This is a genomic window from Bacillus mesophilum (assembly GCF_008923265.1).
Classification (GTDB): Bacteria; Bacillota; Bacilli; order Bacillales; family Cytobacillaceae; genus Cytobacillus; species Cytobacillus mesophilum.
Genome location: NZ_WBOT01000012.1, coordinates 24,858 through 48,123 on the forward strand (window position 1 = coordinate 24,858; position 23,266 = coordinate 48,123).

Genomic DNA, 23,266 nt, shown 5'->3' on the forward strand with positions numbered 1-23,266 from the left:
AAAAAAGGAGCTAACGCTCCTTTAAATTACTTTTCTATATCTTGATGGTTTCTTATAAATATTTTCATATTCATCTGGATCTACCATTTCTAATTCCCAAGGACTCGCTTTAACTTGCAGCTCCACTCGTTGCGAACCGGCAATAAATATACCTCGCCCTTTTCGCTGCTGTTTTTTCTTTTTTCGCTTTAAAATCTTCATTTCATGCTCAGAGAAGTTGTAAAGTTTCTTAACTAATTCATGGTCATTTTCACCAATACTCAGGAATAACTTGAAATGACTATTATCAATAATAGCTTGTCCATAGCGTTCTATAGATAAGAAGTCTGGTAGGTTTTGTGTAGCTGTGACGATACTAACTCCATATTTACGGCCACGTTTAATAAGAGTCGAAATAAATTCAAGCGTTTGTGGTCGCTTCGGATCAGCAAATTCATGCGCTTCATCGATATAGATCCTTTTTTGCTTTCCTTTTTCAGTTTTGCAAAACTGCCATAAATCCTTCAGGATTAAGTCATATAAAGGCTTTCTAATAGCTTCAGCCACTTTGGAGATATCCAAGACGGTAAAAGGATCGAAATCCCAATTGGTTTGTCCATTAAACATTGGAGCGTAGGCTCCATTTGTATATGGATTAAATACAGCTTTCATGTTGATTAGATGCTCAATTTCTTTGTCAGACCTTGATTCCTCAATCATTTCTTCTAGAACCGTTTCTAACGTAGACAATGTAGGAAATTCAGATGGTAATTCACTGCTGCTAAACGTTAAGTTAAATGGTGGTTTTGCATAGGATTTTCTGATAGCCATTTCTAAAAGTGACTCATCATAAGAGGTCATTTCATGATAAATCCATTTAAAGAAAGTAATTGAATCCATTATTTTTTTAGCTAAATATCCACCAACGTCATGATTTTCGCCACTATTTGTTTCCACTATTGTATTTCTTATATGAAAAGGATTGGTTGTATAAGATTTTGTTGGAGAAAACGAAACTGTTGTCGCAAACGGAAAGTTTAAATCATTTTCCTCATCTTCAACTTTGAACATAATAATGTAATCACGATATGGCATATGCCGAATGGCATCACATGAGAGATAAAATGTTTTTCCCGATCCTGAATAGGCAATGATAGCCATATGAGAGTTGTCATATTTCTTCTTATCGAACGGATCACATATAACTACTCCGTTCGATGTAACATTATCCCCTTGAAGGATCCCTTTACGTTCCATTAGCTCACTGGAATCAAACGGAATCAAGGAAGCAATATCTGAAGTTGTTAAATTCCAGACTATATTTTTATTAATCTCTGATTCATACAAAATAGGCAATGTGAGCCAAAATGGTTCTAACTCTTTGTTTCTTAATACAAAAGATTTACAGCCTATACCAGACAACCTATTTCTCACCATATTGAATAGAGCTTTAAGTTTTTCCTTACTTTCTGCCCGTATACCAATAGTAAAATTGACATCATATAGTGAATTATTATCGTCTGCGATTTCTTCAATCAGCCTATCAGCTGTTTGCTGCTCTTTTTCATATTTGTTTTGATCTTTTTTCTTTTTAGCTTCTCTTGCCTTAACTCCTAATTCTGAAGATGCTGCGGAAAGTTCATCTTGTATCTTTCCTTTATTTTTAGGGTTTAAAGTAATTGCTACATCAATATCACCTTTAACCGTGAAAAGCTTTCGCATCCATCTGAATTCATCAACGGTTTTTGGGAAACGTTCAATGGTTAAATACTTATAGTACATACCATCATTAAAGATAAGATCTCCTTCTGCACTTGAAAACTCTAGAACCTTTGGTTGTATATCTCTTAGAGTAAAATCTTCGTGAAAGTATTCAATTTCAGAAGTTTGAGGATTTATCTGTTCATAGAGAAACCTTTTTAACTCTAAAGAGTTTAATGGTGTAATCTCCATATCTTCATTTGCGAATTCGTGTTTTATTGAATTCATATCATCTTCAAGCATTTGTTTAGCTGTTTCAAATTTTTTCTGCTTACTTTCGATGGTGATATAGAAATTAAAAACGTTTCTACTTTTATCTGTCATTCCTTCTAGGAATGTTTTTTGGTCCTCTAAACCATCTACCTTATGTTCCTCATTAACCTGGGATTTGTAGTCTTCTATAAATCTAATATTTGATTCAATATTAATCTTTTCAGATTGTACATAAATCCCTACTCTTCCATTATCATAACTAGACAGACCAGCCTTTATTGCCTCATATACATCAACTAATTCATCATCAGATATTAACTCTCCATTAATAGCAGAGACTTTTCCTGTAACTCTATAATTTTTATCGGCCAGCTGATAGACTGCACCATCTGGAAAAGCTTCACTTGTTACACCATTGTCTTCAATGAAGATTATCGGGAATTGATTGTATTGCTTCACGTTCTTTGATTTTTCGTCTTTTTCTCTCGTTGATTTCAAAGGTTTTTTCGTTGAACGTGAACTTTTCAAGAATGGTATCATCTACCATACTCCTTTCAAATTGAACATGTTTCTGCTTAATTACTTCAGGAAAAAAGTCTGCTAATAATCCTCTTAAGTCATAAATAATTAATTCTTTTAAAAAGTGTCCACCCGTTTGTTTAAATCGAAACTCCATAAAAGGAATGGCAGATAAGCCAATACCTATAATATTTAGCATTAAGGATATTTCGCCTGGCACTTTGAAAAAAATGAATATAAAAATAGCAGGCAATGGTATCCACATGAAAAAGTTCTTTATAGGGAATGGGCCAACCTTCAACCTTCCATCGACGTTATGAGGTAATGTTCTTTTATTACGCATATTTCCCCCTATTTAACAGCACCCGATGAAATTGCTTTGTATACTGCCATTCTTCCGGCACTTCCGATTTGCTTTACACCAGCCGAACCCGCACCTGTGTTATATACAAATTTCCGTAGCGCATTCGGTCCCATAATCATTATTACCGTTAAACCTATAGCAGGAATAAACATTTCTAAAGGTGCAGAATTCATCTTCCCTATAACATTTGCTAGTACTTGTAATAGGAATATTTGAAGAGCCTGGGTAAATACTATGGCAATCGTTTCTCTTATCCAAGTATCTAATAGCTCTCCTCCTCTTACGATTGAAACTGCAGCAAGTGGAGCAATGAGAGTTAAAATAATAATTTCGATATATCTCATGCCTGCAACTATGCTTAGTCCTATTAAAGCTATAGAAAATATTAAAAGCATTATTATTATCATTTGACTCAGTTGTCTTGGAGCCAACAAAGCTGCGAAAATGTTATCCCCTGGTGTAATGTCAACTCCAACCGATGTAATAAAGTTCACTAAATAGTTGTTTATTCTTACGAAAAAATTCTCAACCGACCAAGGGAGAAAGTAAATACAAACACCTGCAAATCCGGTACGCATGATTAATGTTTGCAATGTAATTTCTTCACCTAATGATCCACTTTGATATTTAACACCTTCCCAGGATATTGCCACTAGTAAAAGTGCCAATGCTATGGCTTGCATAGCATTGAGATATTGAGAGTATTGAAATAGTTCGTCTGGATCTGTCTCGATAACTATATATTTAACGACAAATTCAAAAGCTTCAGAAGCAAAGTTTGAGGCTGCTTGATATATGACTCCCCATATCGCTTCATTTGCTTTTTCACCAAACCAGCTCAATCCATCTTTAATCTGATCAAAATCCATCTTTAAGCAATACCAGAAGCTTTAGTGTATAGGTATGTAGCCAACCAAAGAGCAAATGGTAATCCCATAAACCATAAAACACTTCCACGTATAGCCTTTTTCGCATCTAATTTTTCATCATCTGTTCCAGATTTATACTTTATACCATGAATTACAATGCTTACTGTTCCAATGGCCACGAAAATTAAAAGTAAGTACGTTTTAGCACTATTTATTTCAGTGACAATCATATTTCCCCAAGTTCCCATTTTTACACTCTCCCTAATTTTAAATAAGTATCGATGACAAACCTTAAACCTTCTGATTTCTTCCGATTTGGAAACTTACTTTCAAACCACATGTATTGCTTTTGAGTCATATTTATCTGCACTTTTCGTAAAGATCTTTTAGGATCTCTGTTAGATTTAAACTTTTTGTTCAACTGATTTTCCATTCCAAAATCAATAGAGCGCCTAACTACTTCACTCAATGATTTACCATCTTTACATTCTTCAAAAATGGTTTCGTATTGATCGAGATAAATATTCCACAAAACATCACGGATTGTGTTTCTTTCTTGATGAACTCTCCTCACTTAACCAAGCCCTTTCTTTTCGTGCAGGAAATAAAAAAAGATTGTCTCGATTAGAGACAATCACATGAGTATTATTTGAATTTAACCATGGTTAAACTATAGCGATTTTCATGTTATTTAAACCGAAGAAGTTTTGTTCATCTTCTGTTAAGCGCTCTTTAGCACTTAAATAAATCATAATCTCGAAACATTCTTGAATTTGCCAATTTTGTTTATCGCATAAGTCCATAACAATATTGTTTGTTTCAGTTGATAGATTACCACCAATTACATATCTTTTCCCTTTGTAGTTAGGAAAAAGAATAGTTTTTCCATCTTTAGTGATTTCATCAACTTTATTAATACCTTCAAGAATTATTTTTTCAAAGACATATGATTCACTTTCATTCGATTCTATTTTGAAAGTCGCTCTCAAATAATAATATGCTTTTAATGTTGTTTCTCTAACACGACAAGTACGTGATATTCTCATTTTATTATTACCCCATTACATTTTTATGTTATTTTCACCTCCTATAATATCAAATTTCTGCGCAATTAATATACTACCTTTGTGTATTTGTTAAAAAAATACAATATATACAAAAGGCATATTAATTACAAACTTCTTAATAAAATCATTTTAAAAAACAAAATCTCCTTATTAACTAGATACTAATTGTGAAAAATTTATAGTAAATAATCATCTAGTTGTAATTATTATACTATCTTTATTGTATAATTGTAAATATCATAATAAAATTATGAGGTCATAAAAAATATCCACTCAATCAGTGGATATTTCATAAGTGTTCTACATGTTAATATTTTTTGTTTATGTATAAAAAATGAAGGGATCGATTGAAGAATGGAGATTACCAATACTAAAAAAGGAAATAAAAAAACAGCTTTTACTGGTATTTTAGTTGGCAGCTTTTTAACTTTAGGGATTCTTTACTTCACAAACTCAGCCTTATCAAATCAGACACCTGTAAACGACGTTTGGTATCAAAAAGAAATTGCCGAAAGTGTAACCGATTACATGTTGGTCTTAAATGATTTAAAAGATGATAAAACTTCTAATGACTACGCTGCAGTTCTGATAGAAAGAAACATCGAACATTTAATAGCTACAATGACAACTGGGAATGATCTATTTAATAAAGATGCTCTATCAAGCATCGAGAATATGATCAACAATATGAAATCAAGCACCGATTTAGTTTTAGCAAATGAAATGGATCAACTCACCTATTCGGTTAAAGACTTGCAAACAAAGCTATCTGAGTTTGAAGTAGCCATAAATTAATTCTTATTATAATCCCAAGCGTTTGGGATTATAATAAGAGCAATTTCAGACCAAGCTTTAGATAAGCAATAACCAGCACCTCTTCTTCTATAAATAAGTAAAAAAAAGAGCGTAATCGCTCTTTTTTTACTTCCTTAAATTCCTGCGGTAGTCAGTCCTACATTTCTAATAATTTCTATGATAGTTGTGCGCATTATAGATATTGCCTACGATCTGAATTAGATAAACACCTGAAGATTCAATATAAGGTGCATTAGCAGGATGGTATCCTTTAAACTCAAATGCATATTCACCTTGGGCTATCTTTTCAAAATCTTCACGCCATAGAGTCGTTTCCCATATGTCTTCATATCGGCCCCTGGAAACAAGTTTAAAATCCGAACTTGGTATTGTAATTTCTCCAACCGGTGATCCAAAATGAATTTTCCCTTCCACTCGGTTAGCTGGTGAGGTCTTCAGTCGGATAACAAACTGTTCGCCTGCCATAAAGGTACTTACATCTTCATCGAATCCTTTAGACACCCAATATTCTTTCCAGTTGTCAGTATGTGTAACAAATGGTACTAAGCTTGCTATATTTACCTGAATTCGTTCTGTGTGACTATCCGTTGCCCCATCATTATCCGTTACCGTTAAGGTAACATCGTAATAATCCTCATAAGCAATCTGCTTCAGATACTTTTCTCTGCTGTTGCTAATAATTCTTCCTGCCTCAATATCTACATCCCATCTGTAAGAAACAATCTCCCCGTCAGGATCATATGAAGAATCAGGATTTAATTGAATCTGATCTCCTATTATTGGTCTAAACGGATCCCATTGAAATGCTGCCACAGGAGGCTTATTAGGTGGTTTCGGGCCTACAACTATTTCTTCTACAACTGGTTTTGACTGTAGCCCATCATTATCCCATACTGTCAGTGTTACTTTATAAGTCCCTGCTTTTGCATTATTAATGGTTGGATATCTGAGATTTGATAAAGTTGGTTTTTCATCTGTTGGTGGATCAATTACCCACAGCCACCTTTTAACTTCACCGTCTGGATCAAATGATCTATCTGGATCTAAAGTAATCCGATCCCCTTCTATAACAGGCTTTGGTGTATAGTCAATAATTGCATAAGGCTCTTGTGGGCCTTGTACAACCGTATAGGTTCGTGCAATCCATCCACTCAAAGAAGTTAAAGGATAAGGTGGATCATCAAATACCGTTTGAGTAACACGGTATCTTCCTACTCCTCCAAATTCAGACCAATCCTCAGGTGGCACACCTGTATTCCATGTTTCAATTACCTGATCGTTATCTCCCAGCTTTTCTACTGTCCACGAATAATTCTTTAGATCATGTCCATCTGGATCCATACTAAAGTCTTCATATTGATTTTTTTCATTCAATAGGAGTGGTTCAGGTGATAGTTGAAAATCTGAAACAGGTGGATTATTTTTGATCACCTTAATAACTCTTTGATATGGATCTGAACGTAATGAAGGTGGATTTTTCGGAATATCTGCGACTGTTAAAGTAACAGTATAAGTCCCTTCACCTAATGAGATAGATTCAAAGCTTTCAGGGAACGCATCAAGCGTCATTAAGATTTGTTGTTCCCCTTGTTTTTGGATTTCTATCTTGTAATCTGTTAAATCATCCCCATCTGGGTCATAGCTTCGATCTAAGATATTTAATGGCATATTATCTACAACCAGCTCAGGAGCATCAAACAATGCAATCGGCTTTTGGTTATAATCCAATGTGCTAATACGCTTTGTAACAACCCCGTAAGCACCGTCAATATCCTTTACTTGTAAAGTCACATCATAAATCTTTTTAACCTCTAAACGGCTCGGTGGTGGCCCGTCAAAGGTTTCTCCGTCAACTGAATAACTTACCCACTCATGCTCAACTATCCCTTTATCATCACGGTTAAATTGATGGTCGGGATCATATGAAACGGATGGATCTAACGTAAGATCCATGTTGGCAGGATCAACTTTAAATGTAAAATCTGCGATTGGTCTTCGATGAACATTGATAATATAATCACGTTGCACTTCTTCATCAGACCATTTACGGTAATTATAGAAACGTTCATCATCATCATAGACTGGATCATCTTGCGCTCTTAGTTGAACACGATAGGTTCCAACCTCTGTTAGCTGAAGTGGCGAATCAATAAATAGTCCTGATTGTGGTATAGCTGCAGCTGGCTGATTATCAATCTTACGGCCATTAATCTCTGTGTGATCGTGAGTAAACTTCCACTCCCGTTTAATCTCTGGATCGTCCTCACTATCCGTATATTCTGTGGTGTAATCGAGTTTATCACCTAGAACAATCGTGGTGTTTACACTATCCTCTTCCATGAAAAACCTATTAATAATATAATCTTCAACATCCTGGACATTTCGGCTCAATATAGGATCATATAATTGGAACTGTCCAAACCTAGTGCTGGCAGCTAATGCCGATTGAAAGTTACTGCGGTTGGTTTCAGTGGCCATGTTCCAGAAGTACACATTATCAAGCCTTGTTTTAGTTGCAAAATCCTGAAATTTAGCCGGTGTTCCTGTCCATGTCCAAGGTGCCTTGTCCATTCTTACATAAAGTTTTTGTGCATCTGAACGATAATTTTGTTTCTTATAAGATTCAACAAAGTCAGTTGTATCTACTTTTTCTACAGAATTTAACCCTTGATTTTCATGTCGCACTACCTCAAAACGATTGTCAGGATTATACTTTCTTAAACTTGAAAAATAGCGTGTTCCGACTTGTTGGTACTGTGTATTAGCTTCACTATCACAAGGTGGGGGATGTGAGTGTTCCTTCCCTCCATTTGGCCTGTTGTCAAAATAGCACCAATAAGCTTCCATAACAGGTTGTGTAACTGTTGAAGTAACTTCCCAGCTGCCAGAATACGGCACCATTCCATCATAATTACTGTATGAGTAATAACCATAATCACGCCATCCCCATACAGGAATATTCCTAACGCCAACACCATCAGCATCCGGCTCATGATAATAAGAATTGTCTATAATGACATTCGCATCAATCCCTTTAGCAAGCAGGTTGGCTTCCATCGTTGAAGCATAAGAGGTTAAACGGTTTTTATCTGCTTCATCAAATTGATAATACTTGTGGTCATAAGTACCACCACCACCACCGTTACCTGTACCATTTCCTGGCCTTGAACCGGTTTGATGATACTGTGTCGCTACGTCCATTCCACCAAAATTTAGGACAACATCTATTTTATTTTGTCTACGAACACCAAAATCAATGATTGGATTAACATTTATTACTTCTACAGATTTATCGTAAAGTGGCAGATTAAAATTGGTTGGCTGCTGGTACACTTTAACTGACCCTTTGGGATCCACTACACCGGAAGCATCCTTTAAGTAATGCTCCTCAGTTATAAACTCTTCCAAAGTTTCTTGTCCAAAATCCTCCTGGACTTCTAAGCTAAAGCGATAATTTCCGACTTTATTAGTAATAAATTGAACCTTTGTTTCATTCTCACTTGATATTATCTTTTTAGGTTCATCTGTATTGGTACCAAAATAACCGTCATTATTACTGTCATATTCAACTGACCAAATTCGTTTACTAATAACATCATCATCAGGAGAAACACTGCTGTCGGTTAAAGTGACTACCGCATTTTTCTCACCTTCATTGCTTCTTACATATTTGGCTGAATCGACTGTGAATTTAGCTTCTGGTGCCAGATCAGGTTCTACAGTGATAGTCTTTGAAACAGGTTCCGATGTTTCAGCATAATTATTGGTTACAGTAAGTGTAATCTTATAATCTCCTGGTTTCCGTACTAAGAAATCTTGTTTAGAACGGTCATTACTTTTTCTGATTAATATATCTTCTGAAGTTATCCCTTCAGTAAGTGGCTCTATCTTCCAATCTGTTAAATCATAATCAATTGGAGCAATGTGAATAGGTGAAACACGGTCAGATAGTGTACCATCAAGCGATATTCGACGATTAACCTTATTGGTTCCGTTTATACTAAACTCAGCTGTTGGAGTGGTAGGTAAAATTTTAAATGATTCACTATCAAAACTTGACTCCCCCTCATCATCAAATACTGTTAGCTGTACACTATGATCTTCAACCTCCGTCACCCGACTGAACTTTCTAGGATTGGTAGTATCTTGACGATCTACAGTTAATATCCTATCTACAATTTCTCCATCTGGATCATAACTGTTATCTACAAATGTAACTTCTTGAACCCAGTAATATTCAGGCTCTACAAACACATCAGCATGTGGTGGGGAATTGGGTATTTCTTCTGGATCCGGATCTGGATTTCCAGGCTCTGTTGGAACTTCTCCACCTTCTCCATCAGCACTACCATTAATTACAACGGTACTAGCAGTTGAGGAACGTTCCACCATGTCAGTAACTTTTAATCTAAGGTAATGTTTTCCGTGCTTATCCAGCTTCACAGGTACTTTCAAACCTGTAAATTTATTGGTGAATTTAATTCCTGAATTAAGCAAAGTATTTCCACTATAAACTTCATATTTTATTCCGTCGCTGTGAGGATTAAATTCTTCACCGTTTATACTGACCTCGAATTCCATACCAGCTGAAACTTCTGCTGGAGCTGAAATACTAGCATTTGGAAACTCCGTTGTAATAACTTCAAGATAATCTTTTCCAGAAGCATCTTTTCTAGGTAAAACTTCAGCTCCTGAGCTTCTACCTATCAGAAGAGAATGGTACCTATTAAAAGTCTTTTTATCATCTTGTCTAATCAAACTGGTTGGCTCTGTATTTGAAACTACGAATGACGGATTCCCATTGAAAGCTTCTCCCCATCTAGACAAAGTGCTTTTATGTGCAAAAGTTCTTCCATAAGAATAGTTAGGGTATTCTCCATCACCTGGATTTAAATCAACCGGACGAATAAATCCCATGTTCCCCCTGTATTCACCCTTATAAGTCGAACTGTCTGTTTGTTTCTTTACATAAACTGGCCAGACACTCTCGTACCTATAAATAGCAGGCACAACCAAATTATCAAATTGTGGCACAGGAACATATCGTTCTTGTTTGCTTTCATCTTCAATTAAATTCATACCATCAGGATAGTGAGGTATTGTATCCGTATCCGCACTTACGCCTTGAATAGATGGAATTGTTGAAACGATTGCTGTAGTTAATAACAACGCACAAACTCTAAAAACGTTTTTCTTTCGTCTTTCACTCATAAAGATCCCTACCTTTTATAATCAGCAGGCAATTGAAAATTCGCTAGTTCAATCCTTGTAAGGGTTGTTGGTAACTTAGTATCTAGCCCTGTATAGGTTCTTGTATATAGTCCAATTAAATTAGCTGCTTCTCTAATAGGAATCATAAGTTTCCCATTTGATTTTTCAACAGTATTTTTCATTTGTAATGTTTGGCCATTTACAACTGCTTTATCAGAATCAGAAGTGAATTCTACTGTTTTATCATTATTCTTGATTACTAATTTTGAAGAAGAAGCCGAAATATCTAAGTGTTCTTTTAATAGTGTTTCTAAATCTACCATGACATCACCATTCTTTTGGTCTGGTAAATTAGCCATTTCCTTTGTTAAAACCGTATCTTTTAGATAAGTTGCACTGTCTTTACTTTTCATTGAAATATCTATAGAGAAGTGAGACTCAACGATTGGATTTTCTGGCAAAATTTCATCATCTACAAAATCTAAATCCCCTCTGTATAAGTCTGAAGATTTGTATGATTTACCGTTATAACTAATCAACTCTTCATATGGATAGTAAGCATTATACTGTTGCGCAAAGGTTTGCTTATTACCTTCTAAATAGTGCTTAAAATCCCTTGTATAATCCTTGTAGAATGAGTGATAACTTTCAACTAAATCAACTTCATAAAAGTTGTTATCCCCTCTTGTTCTTCCGATGATTTTGTGTTCACCATACTTCTGATTTAATTCAGCCATAGTCATGTCACTGTCTTTTTTATCTGCAGGAACTTCTATAGGTTGCTTAGTATCAATCGTCTGTAGCAAATTGTAAATTGAGATAACTGTACCCAAACGTGTTCCGTTTGCGCCAGGTTTAAAGCTGTTGCTCTGTAATGCCTCCATGACCCCATAAGCAGCCATTCTTTTTACGCTTTCAAGCGCATAGGCCCCGATGCTCCCAGCATCGGAATACGGCAATGAAACGGTCTTAGTATAGGTTCCTTTTAATTGCATTGCTCGATCTAACATAACAGCCATATCTGATCTAGATACGGTTTGATCAGGTCTAAAATTCCCATCCTTATAACCCATGATAATGCCAGCCGTAGCTGCTTGATTGATTTCTTTATAAAGTGAGTTCCCTTTGCTTACGTCCTTAAAAGTGACAGTTGAAGAGGTTAAATCTAAAGCTCTAGCAACAAAAGCTGCAAACTGTCCTCTTGTGACAACTTGATCCGGTCTAAATGTTCCATCAGGAAACCCAGAAATGACACCATCATTCACTAAATATTCAATTTGTGTACTTGCAGCATGTGTTTTAGGGATATCACTAAAGTTACTTGAAGCACTTGAAACGTTGACTTGACTAAATAAAAGCATTGAAACTAAAGCACCTGAAACTAAGTATTTTTTGTTCATAATTATCTTTCCTTTCGTTTTACAATATTTTATATAATTATAATATATTTATATATATTATTCACTATTTAAAGGAAAAAAATTTTATTTATTCTTTATATTCTTGTATCACCAAAAATGGTGCATAGCCACTTGACCCCTTCACATAAGCATCAACAATTACAGCTATAGAAGGTCCAAAAATGGATCGTTCAAATATTTCATCCTCACTAACTTTCGCTTCCCAGATAAAAGGGAATTCTAGTTCATCCCCTGTTTCAGGAACCACATAACTATCATCTAGGTAAACTATATCTTTTATAATTATTGGCCCTTCAAGAAATATGTTAGAAATCGGATTGAGGTCTTGATCTATATTAAGATTTCTTTGCAAAGTCTCTTTAAAGGTATTTTCGGCTAATTCTGGTAAAAATTTAATACTTCCTTCAGATAAACTGTTACTGTCTATTTGTAATGCTGCATCATGTACAGCATGATCCAAACTGTATTGAACTGTTCTATATCCCCTATCCATAATGTAGATTCCTATATCCATTGTCCATATGTAAACGGTAGAGGCGACAATTATAAAAAACATGACTAACTTTTCCAATAATAAATCTCACCCTCCGATTTCTTTAATTAACATACTCACTCATCCTACTAGCAAAGTGATAATGATATTTTTCAGTAATATCGCCACTAATAATATTTTCAAATAATAGAAATTGATAATGATTAGGAACTTTAATAGCCCCTTCTATATATTCACCACGGGGTGTTGGTGTTAAAGTAACATCAAATTCTATATCTTCCTCGTTATAACCAACCAATGAAAGAATTGCTACCATGTCCATTATGTTCTCATTTGTAAAGTACCCTTCAACAGCTGCCCTCTCTACGCCTCTCTGAATGGCTCCCTGTACTACTTTTTCCCGTGTTTCCTCCACACGATCCAGGCTAGGTTGAAAAAGTAAAATCAATGAAAAAGGCAGTAACATCATGAAAACTATAAGCTTTTCCATATATTACATTCTCCTTAAAATTTATGGACCCTTAGTTATACTAAGAGTCCATATAAAGTTTAATACGGATATTACTTATTCCCTTCAAAATTCACCATTTGAGTGTTAGCTTCTTGTAAGACTGATTGTGTATTGCTTTTCATTTCAATTGCATCAGATTGAATTCCACCTTCATCAAAAATTGTTCCGTTTGTAATCACCACTGCAAATAGTAACAACATGAACAAAATAAATAACTTTTCCATTTTTTCTCATCCTCCTGGATATTTTTTATTTATTGTAAAATCAAACAGATTAAACCATTTGATTACCAACCGACATAACTTCCTTGTACCACATGAAAAATACAACCAATTCATTGTAGAAGACAGGCAGAATACAAATTACTACTGCTATAAAAATCAGAGTCTTCTTTCTGCTTAAATACTCAGTGTATCGATTATATAGATCATTAGAGAATTCTTGCCTTTTCTTTTCTAATATTAATAAGGCTTGTTCGTTAGTTGTGGATTCTACCTGTTTCATTACAATTGATAGCATGGCAGCTTCTTTGATCGATATTTCTTTCTCGAATAGATCCCAAGCCTTGTCCAATTGTTTTTTTTCCAAGTACGGCAACATTTTCTCTAATGGAGCTTTAATATATGAGTAGTAAGGCAAAACTTCTTGAATGATATAGTATGAGTTTGCATTACTGGTATTCAGCTGAAAATTCGATTTTATTTCGTTATAAAGCTGATAAATTTCGTTAGAAACATTGTTGTGATATTTCTGTCTCACTATCTTCATTAAGTAAGACAAAGGATATTTTTTCTTTGGTGTGAGACAAAATGCAATTAATACCCATAAGATAAGGTTTATATCTGATATGTAATCTATTTTTGTTATAAACTCTAAGATTACAATTACAATGAAAATGATCAGGATACCAAACCTTACAGTATTAATTCGTTCACTAGTTACAAAACTTGGTACTCCATTCTGCCTTAAGAAAAGCTCGTGCTCTTCATTGTGTAGCTTCATATGAAGGTAACTCAGTTTACGGATTATATTTTTACGCCTATACCTACTCTTTCTCCGTTCATCAAACTGTGCTCTTTGGAGAAATAAATAGCTGAGGTAAAGAAGAGATCCAACTAATAGGACATATAAAACATCACTATTTTGATAAAACCACTCCAATCAACTCACCCCCTACTTCCTTGGTTTCTTTACGACCAAGGCCAACCCAGTACCCATTAACCCGAATACGATAGCAATTAAGAAAGCTCTTAGTCCTTGCTCTGTTTGAAACTGATATTGAAATGTATTTCCTCCATGGATCAACATTGTTTCGTTCATATAATAAAATATTGCTAATAGAGGTAATGGAGCGTAACCAATTAATGCTGGTTCTCTTGCTTCTGTTTCTGCATTTCTTATACGCTTATTGAATTCAGTGACATCTTCAATTAGATCCTCTAATAATGTGATTACATTGCGCCCATCTTTACAGGCTTTTAGAATAATAGTTGATAAATTCTTACCTCTAATATGTCCTAATTGAAAAGCAAACTCTTCTGCAGCCAGTTCTTTCATAAAATTGTTATCATGCATTCTTGCAAACAACCTGGCGTAAGCAATTTGATTTTGACCACTTGTTTGATCCACTAAAGCTTTCAATGCATATAACATGTGGTAGTGATTTTTTTGGTACTCTTGAAGTAATATAATGGCTGCTGTAACCATTTCTTCTTTCAACGTATTCTGTTTCTGTTTATGCCTTATATACAGAAAAGATATTGGCAATATATATACAATCGTGAAAGAAACTGCTAGTACAAATACAAACGCCTGTAATCCAATGTATAGAGCTGCAAATAAAGAAATAAAGAGAACAAATTGAATGATCACTATTTTAGAGAAGTGATCTAATCGATATTTTGGAATTGCAGAACTAAGCAATAAGTGGTATTGCTTAAGCCAACCTTGTTGAATCCACACCTTATTGTAATTTTGCAACTTTAATTGCCGATCTATCTTTAGTCGTTCTTTATACTTCTGTACATTCAGTCCCAGGCTTAATGAAATCCCCACTACACTAAAAAAACCAACTAAATATACAACAATAGAGACCCACGTTCCAGCAGATGCTATGTTCATATATATTGCTCCGTTTTTACTAAACTCTTATTTTCAAGATCTTTTAATGTAGATACAAAAACTTGAAATTCTTGATAGTGATACTTCTCAACCAAACGTTTAAACTTGGCAGGAATTTCACTGTTGAACATCCAACGTTTGTTATAAATATCGTATTCCATGATTGTATGCAGCTTTATTTTTTCTCTTTCATCGATACTATATAGATGGATGCCGGTTACTTTTTTCTCAAGCCTCTCTGTACCGTTGTCCACAAATAAAAATTCATCCATGGAGATTGAGAAGTGTAGATTTCTAGCAAAGGAATAATATACATCTTTTGCATTCATTGCATTAGGATAATACTGCATATAAAGGTTACTCATAATATTAGGGATTTCAACAGGATCAAGATCATGTAAAGTACCCATTACTTGCTTTATTCCCTGCAAACTTGCCCTTCTGTATAAACCAACCTCATGCTCTCTTATTTCTCCTAAAACAACTCTGCTGATATCGTGTCGCAAAATAGAAGCTGTGATAATGTTCTCAAACTCCTCACCTCTCCCAAGTAAGTGAAAGCAATTTGATCGAGGGTGAAGAGTCCTTACATCCCATTCAGGATTTGTTTCTGCATACACCGTATTAATTCGCTCAGGCTGTTTAACTCCGTTTCTCATTTCATACAATGCGTGGTGAAGGATAGTTTGCAGCATGGTTGATTTCCCGCATCCAGGAGGGCCAGCTATAACACTGTTTACATTGAACCTAGCCAAACTTTTAAATACAGGAATAGATTCATATGGTAATGTGCCTGAGCTCGCAAGCATTTCAAAAGAAAGTTCCTTTATTACTTTTTTTCTTAATGTAATGGCTGGTTCCATATGCATTCTTTCTGGAATCATGATGGATACACGGATATTATCGTATGTCCTAGTTTCTTTTTCTGGACTGCTATGTTCATTTAAAAGAGTTTTATTATCCATATTGGAAAATCGTTGAGCTAACTCAAATACCTTATCAAGATTTCGAAATTGAAACGGCTGCAACTCCCAGCCCCACGATCTTTTAAACTTAATATCTGTCCCAATGACTTGTGCACCTTCAGATTCATGTTCGTAACGGTAGCAAGATAACGGACCCCATCCAAACTCTTCTTCAAATAAACCATCAACAAGGCTTTTATAGTAGGTAGGAAATTCTGTATCTCTTAAACCATTTTCGATTATAAAATCTTCTATGTGTTTTTTAATTAAATTGACAGATGCAGGTATTCCTTTCATTGCATTGTGATAAATATCAACATAATCTTCCTGTGTGTTACCATTTGCTCGCTGCTCTACTTTTTGATCATAAATTTTATAGACATATTCTTTTGATTGCTTACAGATTTCAAAGAAGTTGTCCGTAAGTTTTATGTTCTCTTTTTTATCTTCTTTTCTGAAGGTTTTTATATCTATTGATTTCCTGGTGGAAGGTGCTTCATAATTTCCGAATTTTAAACTCATTAATTTTTCACCTTCTTAAACAAGCCTTTTAAGAAATTAGTAGATTCACTCTTGTATTTTTTGTCTGTGATCTCCGTCGAAATTGTTTTAGCTAAACCATCAATTACCTTTGAATACGCTGTGTATTCAGCAATCTTTAATATTCCATCTTCTAATATTGCATCGTTAGATTCAGGAAAATATGGTACTAATGTAAGTATTGGAAGTTGATGATTTTCTTCCATTTGCTTAGGTGTCATAATCGCTTTTGATGCGAACTTATTTACAACTTGAAAAACTGTTTTAGGATAAAATTCCATACGATTCAGCACTTGCTCTTTCCACATTTTGTACTCTTGGACAGATATAAAGTCCTGAGACGAAACAAGTATGTGAGTGTTTGACATTTTTAAACCTGTTAGGGGTAAAAAGCTGTCATAAAATGATCCAATATCTAAGATCACCACCTGGAAATAATCTTTAGCGAAACGGATCAGTTTTTCAACAGGTTCTGATTCAAACCTTCCAGCCTTATAAAAATCTCGATTCCCCACTAGATAGGAAAATGAATCAAAATGAGTTAAGTATGGAAATAAACTTTGGCCATCATAAATGACATTACTTTGGATTAGATCATATATCTGTTCAAATGAATAAGCTGACTTTCCAACCATAGTTGGAACTTCTCCAGGGTTATATGGATTTAATCCAATGACCAATGTTTTATGATTGAACGTTCCTAAAGTATGACCTACTGATAATGCCAGCTGTGTAACCCCAACTTGTCTATGTGTCCCATGAAACGCGATTACATTATGGAATTCTGTTTGTTCTTGTAAGCCAAACCAAGTCTTTTGAATTTTGTCTAATAACTCTCTTTCTTTATTCATCATGGAGAGCAGCAGCACATCATGAGTGATGCAAGATTTTTCAAAAAAAGCATCGATTTGTTCTGTTAGTATTAGTATTTTTTGATTAATAAACTTTTCTCTTAAAGAGATAATGTCATTAGCAGACATTTCATTTTGCTCTAAAAGAATTACATCAATTCTTTTTTCTCGTTCAAGCTCTTCAAGCGAATGAACTTCCACTGTTTTGGTAAATTGTTGTGTTAGAAGCGCTATTCTTTTCAGTGCTTCTGTCGGCTTTAATATGACTGTTTTCAAAGACTGATCTCCTTTCTAGTAGCTTAAGATAAACCGATATCCTTCTAAGTAAAGACTTTCTAATTCCTTAAATTGCTCCAACGTTAGACTTAATTCGATTTTAGATGGTGTCTGCGCCCCGTTTAATCGATCATTGTCATGAGTTACGCCAGTAACTTCTTCGTTTCTACTATTCTTAATAAAAGCCACTGGTACTTGTTCAAAAATGTATTCAGTCATAGGTCTAGCATTTATACCTTCTGAAGCCTCCAATGTAATTGCTGCTAAATTAACAAGGTCGTAACGGCGAAGAGTCCCCTGTTTTTCTACAAGCCAAGAATCCGGTATTGGAAAGAACTCATGTTCAGCAGTTGGCCTTAAAACTGACTGGTCTACCGATGTAGTTGATATGTACTGATTTGTGTAAATGATTTGAGTTGTAGTTTTCCCTACAACTTGATCCAGGTGTGTAAACATCCCTTCTTGGACCATTTCTTTTGGCATCTTGTGTATCCAGATGTGATCCTCTGTAATGATCGTATCCTTCTCAATGGTACTTTTAGCCATTACTACTGGCGTAGTGGTCATACCCTTTAATAGATCAAATTGATTCGCTACTACAGCCAGTACAAACAACATAAAAAACAGGCCAGATATTATAAATTGCTTATTAAAAATTACCTTCATTCTTTCTTTTATCTCTCCTTTTATCTTCCGATTAACTAGATTTTAAATTCAGAGAAAAAATTTTAAGTACTACTCTATGTAAGTATTATACAACTATATAAGAAAATTTGTAAATATCATAATAAAAGAAAATATAATAAATAAAATAAAAAATAGACACCTATAAAGGTGTCTAAAAAAATATAAATCTCTTCCTTTTTTTTACATTCTGAGTCGATTCATCAGCATATACATCTAACAACGGAGCCAAGCTATCCCTCAATAGACTTCCTGCCTTTTCATGTTCAATTAAATAATTGAAAGCAGTCTTATAATTTTGTTGATAAATAATCTCCGGTTCAATATAGGGAATCTTCATGAAAGGTTCTATTCCGAAACCTTCAATAAACCGTTTTTCATTTATGGTTTCGTGCCATTTATTGAAAACAAACCTTACATCCATTCCTTCTGACTTCAATTTTTCAAATTCTAAGAGTCTTTCTTCATTTTGCACTATTTGGGTAGGGATGGGATCTACAACCACCAAGATAGTTTTTGATGCTTTTATAAATTCATAAATCACAGAATCCTTATAACCCCATCCCAGGTCAAATATACTGATTCCTGAATTAGAGGCCAACAACCGTAAAGAGTCAGTTTCATTCCAATCAATATCATTTGTCTCCGGCTCGTTCACAGCCACGGAAACACCATTTACTACTGGAAGACTTCGTTTATCTATTTTCCCATTCTTCTTCAAATGTTCACGATATGAATAGTAAGATTTATCATAATCATAAAATCCCATTGCGTAATAATAATCTGTAGATCCTACAGGTGTCTCAAACAAGGTAATTTCTTTTCCTTCATCTGAGAAAGCTTTTGCTAAATTTTGAGCTATAAAAGAAGATCCAGCTCTTTGAGATAGATTGACCACAGAGATAATTGAATTAGCTAGGTTTTTTACTACCTCAACCTCAATTTTCTGTGTCTTTATAACTTCTCTTGTCATGACTTTATATTTTGATTCTTCTACATGTGCAGAATGATCAGTTTCTAAAACACGTTCATCTTCTTCTTCCTCTAACAACACCTGATTAACCTTTTGTTTCAAATCAGGCATTATTTCATCATAATTACCTCTAAAAATTAGCATCTTAACATTCTTGAATTCGAGTAAATCAATAATGTCGTCAAAATGATTAATACTATGATCAATTAATGCTAAATCAATATAATCCGTGGAAAGAGTAATTCTTAAATTATCCAACTCAGTTTCATGCTGCCATGTAATCGAATGCTCTTCAAAACTATTTTTAATCCTTTGATACGATGGATTTGAATTGAGCATACATACAATTTTCATAGCTTACTCACCCTTATTATTTAATTTCACTATCCGGCAATTGGATTTCCGTTTCAAAATCTATATTTGATTCAAAATCAAATACATCTTCTTCATCTATTTCAATAGGTTCAACTAGAGACGCATCATTTAAGTTCATGTCTATAAATTCATTTTCCATAACATCATCCAAAATTTCACCAGTTTCAAAATCAATATTTTGATACAACACTTCCTCGTCAGCCAATTTATCATCTAAAGGCTCAATAGTTGAAGGCTCAAAAGATTCATCTGCTGCAGCTACCTCCTTAACTGCAGCTACAGCTGCCATTCCTGCAACTAATTCCTCTTTGTCCAATTTGAGAGCTTCTTTTTCTTCAGTTTCCAATTTAACTTTATTTTCAAATAATCTATCCATTAAGGGTAATTCATGCAATTCTAATGGTTCTACAATTCTATGTGCATCTTCCCAAAACTTATATTGCGTTTTAAAGAAAGTAACCGGCTGCCGGCTTCTTTGAATTACAATAGTACGTTCATTGTCATATCTTTCAACTTCATCTGGGTATAACAATGGTCTTTGGGTTTTACTTTCCGAATGTGTAGTACCTTCAGATGACATTATCCCTCCACCTTTTTCACTGGAACCTTGAATTTTTATTGTCGTTTTTCCCAGTTTTTCAGATATATACTTAGCAGTAAACTGGTCATTAACCCCTAAATAAACCTGGGTATCACATTTAGCAACAATACCTTCCCATGCTTCTCCAAACATCTTCCTCATTTGGTTCAAATCTTGCCATATCATCATTGGATATATTCTGCGACCCCTCATTGTTCCCAGCTGTTCTTCAATACCAGGCAATCTCCCTATATTAGCAATCTCTTCTAATATCATGTAGACAGGATTCGGCAACTTAGAATGGCTTTCACGTGCAGTTGAATACATCGTTTTAATCATCATAGAAATAATAGTATTAATGATTGGTGAATATGTTCTATCTTCATCAGGCATCTGAATAAAAATTGCTAAAGGTTTATCTTTTTTCCTACCAATTTCCTCAAAGTTAAAAGAGTTAGATCCAGTGATTTTTTTAATCCTAGTCAATGAGAATAAGGCCATTTTTATAGATAAACTACCAACTACACCTGAACGCAATTTATCTTCTAAATTTAAAAATTTATTCCAAAGTTCTTCTCCATATCCAGTCACATTATGTCTGATAAATAAAGTTTCAGCTGCTTCAAAATCTCTTATATTAGGAGAAGCTAACAACTTACCAACCTCTTCAAATGTATGTCTTTCTTTTGGAAAGACTTCAATTACAAAGGAAATCAAAGCTGATAACAATAAACCCTCTCCAAGCTCCCAGATAGGATCTGCATTTTGTGACTTTGCATCTTTCATACCAGCAGCTTCAACAAATCCTGTAGCAATCTTCATTATGTCTTCTTCCTCTTTAATATAATGCAGAGGATTTACAGTATCACCGTATTTTAGATGCAAAAAATCAATGATCTTTACATCATAATTTCTTTCCTTCAAATAATTTCCTGTATAAGCTAAAATCTCACCTTTAGGATCTGTACAAATAATATCCGGTTTCTCTGATGAATTTTTGTACGCAAAAGGTATGTAAAACAGCGCTGGATATACAAATCCTGTTGTTTTATTTGATCCTGGTGGCCCTACGGCATTAACTTGCATATTTAATTTCGCTTCATTTTCAACAGCGTGCGCTGCTACCTCTTCAGTTAATCTAAATGGCTCCTTGTCCACAGATCCTAAAAACCATCCCTGGCGAGGGCCTTCATAATAATTTTTCTTTGCTTCTTTCTTATACTGCCATCTTGCTGTACCATGTGATTTATATTCATCTGATAACTCAAATTCATCTTTTTCAGTTGGTCCGATCTTTGAAAGAAAAAACATAAAAAACGCATATGCAATTAACCCCCAACAAGCTACATTTATTGGGTTTAAAGAAAAATACGTTTTGTACAAACCTGCACTCGTAAATAATTCCTTAAAGTAATCCAAAGACAAGGAATCTTGTATACTCATCAAGGTAAAATCTCTTTCCAATATACCAATTAGATGGTATGAAATAACTGGAAGAATGACAAACCCAGCAAACAAATAAAATATAATCACACCAAAATTCTTTTTCAAATCAACCTCACCTACTTCTTCCTCGTTCTTTATTTTTGCGGACCTTTTTGCTTCTTTCTAATTCCCCTTCACGTTTTTTCTTTTCTGCTTCAAATGCTAAGTTTTGCAATGCAGATTCAAATGATTTCCCTAAATCTTTTGATAAGGTTTGAATATCTTCTCTCTCCATAAATTTATACTGAGCATGCCGATCAAGCTCTAAGTCAAAATCTTTTTTCATTGAATCGATATCCTGCTTCGTCATATAAATCCTTTTGTGGCCACGATCACCCAGCGTATCACTAACCCCCTTAATAATCACATGACAATGCGGATGATTTTCAGCCATATTAGTATCATGTATGTGAGCGACCCAATCTAATTTAACACTGTGCTTTTTTTCATAATCATTAAGAACAGCTCTTATGATATCCTTATAATCCTTCCCACTTCTCTTGTAGGCATCATAATCCATTTTTCTTAGAGAAAAGATCATATGATGCGACTTTACACTTTTAGAATGTTTTAAGGCTCTATGATTTTTCACACGATCCACAAACCGTTTAGGATCTTTTATTAAGTCCTCTTCAGGTCCGAACCACTGTTTTTGATTCTCTTTCGAGATGTCTTTTGAATCAACTCCGATATAGTAAACACCTCTCTTGGTAGTACTCACATTCTTTGTAGGTATCCTGTTCTTAATAAAAACTCTTGATGACATTATTTCTTATTCCTCTTCGCTTGTTCATAAGCTGCAGCTTCTTTCCTATAGGCTTGATACATTTCATTACGATCCTTTTCAAATTCTTTTGAGTTTAAGTGCATCAACCCCATTAGCACTGTGCTGGTATCCATATTATTGGTACTCAACATGGCTGCTAATCGATCAGCTACTCTATTAAGCTTGTTGGTGAAAATTTGTTCTAACTTAGAATCAGCAAGGATCATTTCTTGATACTTTCCAGCTAAATGCCGATCTACTGCTTCTGCATATTCATTCTGAATTGTACGGTTATTTTTCTTCGCCAACTCCTTCATTTTCTCATGCCTATGATCTTCGATCTTAACAGGCGTTGTAGTTGCCTTTGCTACCATTTCACACCTCCATATCCACTAGTAGCCTTTGTAAATATTATATTATAAGTAA

General features: G+C 34.6%; 21 protein-coding genes. 1 reads left to right on the forward strand and 20 read right to left on the reverse strand.

All coding sequences use genetic code 11. The annotated features are described in order from the left end of the window. Nucleotides 1–21: 21 nt before the first annotated feature. From F7732_RS21175 to F7732_RS21195, 6 genes are all read right to left on the reverse strand, one after another. Nucleotides 22–2,493, reverse strand: a complete 2,472-nt coding sequence (locus F7732_RS21175; RefSeq protein WP_151576014.1) for a VirB4 family type IV secretion system protein — start codon at nt 2,491–2,493, stop codon at nt 22–24. Further along, complete coding sequence (locus F7732_RS22730) at nt 2,375–2,815, reverse strand: hypothetical protein (RefSeq protein WP_161598927.1); 441 nt, start codon at nt 2,813–2,815, stop codon at nt 2,375–2,377. Before F7732_RS22730 ends, F7732_RS21175 begins: the two co-directional genes overlap by 119 nt. Before the next feature lie 8 nt (nt 2,816–2,823). Continuing rightward, nucleotides 2,824–3,705: a conjugal transfer protein TrbL family protein gene (locus F7732_RS21180; protein ID WP_151576015.1), complete on the reverse strand. Its 882-nt coding sequence runs from the start codon at nt 3,703–3,705 to the stop codon at nt 2,824–2,826. 2 nt (nt 3,706–3,707) lie between these two features. Further along, nucleotides 3,708–3,953, reverse strand: a complete 246-nt coding sequence (locus F7732_RS21185; RefSeq protein WP_151576016.1) for a hypothetical protein — start codon at nt 3,951–3,953, stop codon at nt 3,708–3,710. Between the two features lie 2 nt (nt 3,954–3,955). After that, nucleotides 3,956–4,279 carry a hypothetical protein gene (locus F7732_RS21190; RefSeq protein WP_151576017.1) on the reverse strand — a complete coding sequence of 108 codons (324 nt, stop codon included), beginning with the start codon at nt 4,277–4,279 and terminating at the stop codon, nt 3,956–3,958. A gap of 91 nt (nt 4,280–4,370) precedes the next feature. Then, nucleotides 4,371–4,751, reverse strand: coding sequence for a hypothetical protein (locus F7732_RS21195; protein ID WP_151576018.1), 381 nt, complete (start codon nt 4,749–4,751; stop codon nt 4,371–4,373). A gap of 375 nt (nt 4,752–5,126) precedes the next feature. Here F7732_RS21195 and F7732_RS21200 point away from each other — a divergent pair, with 375 nt between their 5' ends. Beyond that, nucleotides 5,127–5,567, forward strand: coding sequence for a hypothetical protein (locus F7732_RS21200; protein ID WP_151576019.1), 441 nt, complete (start codon nt 5,127–5,129; stop codon nt 5,565–5,567). Between the two features lie 165 nt (nt 5,568–5,732). Here the strand turns inward: F7732_RS21200 and F7732_RS21205 are convergent, their stop codons facing one another. The 14 genes from F7732_RS21205 to F7732_RS21265 form a co-directional block, all read right to left on the reverse strand. After that, a complete protein-coding gene (locus tag F7732_RS21205; RefSeq protein WP_151576020.1) occupies nt 5,733–10,799 on the reverse strand; it encodes a PKD domain-containing protein in 5,067 nt (1,688 codons plus the stop codon). Nucleotides 10,800–10,807: 8 nt separating this feature from the next. After that, a complete protein-coding gene (locus F7732_RS21210; protein WP_151576021.1) occupies nt 10,808–12,199 on the reverse strand; it encodes an S-layer homology domain-containing protein in 1,392 nt (463 codons plus the stop codon). Between the two features lie 88 nt (nt 12,200–12,287). Continuing rightward, nucleotides 12,288–12,791: a hypothetical protein gene (locus tag F7732_RS21215; protein ID WP_151576022.1), complete on the reverse strand. Its 504-nt coding sequence runs from the start codon at nt 12,789–12,791 to the stop codon at nt 12,288–12,290. Between the two features lie 25 nt (nt 12,792–12,816). Further along, nucleotides 12,817–13,203, reverse strand: coding sequence for a hypothetical protein (locus tag F7732_RS21220; protein ID WP_151576023.1), 387 nt, complete (start codon nt 13,201–13,203; stop codon nt 12,817–12,819). 71 nt (nt 13,204–13,274) lie between these two features. Continuing rightward, complete coding sequence (locus F7732_RS22735) at nt 13,275–13,448, reverse strand: hypothetical protein (protein WP_161598928.1); 174 nt, start codon at nt 13,446–13,448, stop codon at nt 13,275–13,277. Nucleotides 13,449–13,497: 49 nt separating this feature from the next. Then, a complete protein-coding gene (locus tag F7732_RS21225; protein ID WP_151576024.1) occupies nt 13,498–14,385 on the reverse strand; it encodes a hypothetical protein in 888 nt (295 codons plus the stop codon). Between the two features lie 12 nt (nt 14,386–14,397). Next, the gene (locus F7732_RS21230) at nt 14,398–15,345 is read right to left on the reverse strand and encodes a hypothetical protein (RefSeq protein ID WP_151576025.1); all 948 of its coding nucleotides are present in this window, start codon (nt 15,343–15,345) and stop codon (nt 14,398–14,400) included. Further along, a complete protein-coding gene (locus tag F7732_RS21235; protein WP_151576026.1) occupies nt 15,342–16,832 on the reverse strand; it encodes an ATPase, T2SS/T4P/T4SS family in 1,491 nt (496 codons plus the stop codon). Before F7732_RS21235 ends, F7732_RS21230 begins: the two co-directional genes overlap by 4 nt. Continuing rightward, nucleotides 16,832–17,977 (reverse strand): CpaE/TadZ family protein, encoded by a 1,146-nt coding sequence (locus F7732_RS21240; protein WP_151576027.1) that lies wholly within the window; start codon nt 17,975–17,977, stop codon nt 16,832–16,834. Before F7732_RS21240 ends, F7732_RS21235 begins: the two co-directional genes overlap by 1 nt. A gap of 15 nt (nt 17,978–17,992) precedes the next feature. Further along, nucleotides 17,993–18,643 carry an SAF domain-containing protein gene (locus F7732_RS21245; RefSeq protein ID WP_151576028.1) on the reverse strand — a complete coding sequence of 217 codons (651 nt, stop codon included), beginning with the start codon at nt 18,641–18,643 and terminating at the stop codon, nt 17,993–17,995. Nucleotides 18,644–18,815: 172 nt separating this feature from the next. Beyond that, entirely contained in the window at nt 18,816–19,988 is a 1,173-nt protein-coding gene (locus tag F7732_RS21250) for a CpaE/TadZ family protein (RefSeq protein WP_151576029.1), read from the reverse strand. A gap of 16 nt (nt 19,989–20,004) precedes the next feature. Continuing rightward, nucleotides 20,005–22,140 (reverse strand): VirD4-like conjugal transfer protein, CD1115 family, encoded by a 2,136-nt coding sequence (locus F7732_RS21255; RefSeq protein WP_151576030.1) that lies wholly within the window; start codon nt 22,138–22,140, stop codon nt 20,005–20,007. Between the two features lie 7 nt (nt 22,141–22,147). Continuing rightward, on the reverse strand, nt 22,148–22,840 hold the full coding sequence (locus F7732_RS21260; RefSeq protein ID WP_151576031.1) for a hypothetical protein: 693 nt from the start codon (nt 22,838–22,840) through the stop codon (nt 22,148–22,150). Next, nucleotides 22,840–23,214, reverse strand: coding sequence for a hypothetical protein (locus tag F7732_RS21265; RefSeq protein WP_151576032.1), 375 nt, complete (start codon nt 23,212–23,214; stop codon nt 22,840–22,842). Before F7732_RS21265 ends, F7732_RS21260 begins: the two co-directional genes overlap by 1 nt. Between the last annotated feature and the right edge of the window lie 52 nt (nt 23,215–23,266).

What these genes read in the sequence shown, in the direction of transcription:
- F7732_RS21265 (WP_151576032.1), bottom strand. Translation starts at nt 23,214, where the DNA reads ATGGTAGCAAAGGCAACTACAACGCCTGTTAAGATCGAAGATCATAGG.
- F7732_RS22735 (WP_161598928.1), bottom strand. Translation starts at nt 13,448, where the DNA reads ATGGAAAAGTTATTTATTTTGTTCATGTTGTTACTATTTGCAGTGGTG.
- F7732_RS21260 (WP_151576031.1), bottom strand. Translation starts at nt 22,840, where the DNA reads ATGTCATCAAGAGTTTTTATTAAGAACAGGATACCTACAAAGAATGTG.
- F7732_RS21175 (WP_151576014.1), bottom strand. Translation starts at nt 2,493, where the DNA reads ATGATACCATTCTTGAAAAGTTCACGTTCAACGAAAAAACCTTTGAAA.
- F7732_RS21205 (WP_151576020.1), bottom strand. Translation starts at nt 10,799, where the DNA reads ATGAGTGAAAGACGAAAGAAAAACGTTTTTAGAGTTTGTGCGTTGTTA.
- F7732_RS21185 (WP_151576016.1), bottom strand. Translation starts at nt 3,953, where the DNA reads ATGGGAACTTGGGGAAATATGATTGTCACTGAAATAAATAGTGCTAAA.
- F7732_RS22730 (WP_161598927.1), bottom strand. Translation starts at nt 2,815, where the DNA reads ATGCGTAATAAAAGAACATTACCTCATAACGTCGATGGAAGGTTGAAG.
- F7732_RS21250 (WP_151576029.1), bottom strand. Translation starts at nt 19,988, where the DNA reads ATGAAAATTGTATGTATGCTCAATTCAAATCCATCGTATCAAAGGATT.
- F7732_RS21220 (WP_151576023.1), bottom strand. Translation starts at nt 13,203, where the DNA reads ATGGAAAAGCTTATAGTTTTCATGATGTTACTGCCTTTTTCATTGATT.
- F7732_RS21180 (WP_151576015.1), bottom strand. Translation starts at nt 3,705, where the DNA reads ATGGATTTTGATCAGATTAAAGATGGATTGAGCTGGTTTGGTGAAAAA.
- F7732_RS21235 (WP_151576026.1), bottom strand. Translation starts at nt 16,832, where the DNA reads ATGAGTTTAAAATTCGGAAATTATGAAGCACCTTCCACCAGGAAATCA.
- F7732_RS21195 (WP_151576018.1), bottom strand. Translation starts at nt 4,751, where the DNA reads ATGAGAATATCACGTACTTGTCGTGTTAGAGAAACAACATTAAAAGCA.
- F7732_RS21245 (WP_151576028.1), bottom strand. Translation starts at nt 18,643, where the DNA reads ATGAAGGTAATTTTTAATAAGCAATTTATAATATCTGGCCTGTTTTTT.
- F7732_RS21210 (WP_151576021.1), bottom strand. Translation starts at nt 12,199, where the DNA reads ATGAACAAAAAATACTTAGTTTCAGGTGCTTTAGTTTCAATGCTTTTA.
- F7732_RS21200 (WP_151576019.1), top strand. Translation starts at nt 5,127, where the DNA reads ATGGAGATTACCAATACTAAAAAAGGAAATAAAAAAACAGCTTTTACT.
- F7732_RS21230 (WP_151576025.1), bottom strand. Translation starts at nt 15,345, where the DNA reads ATGAACATAGCATCTGCTGGAACGTGGGTCTCTATTGTTGTATATTTA.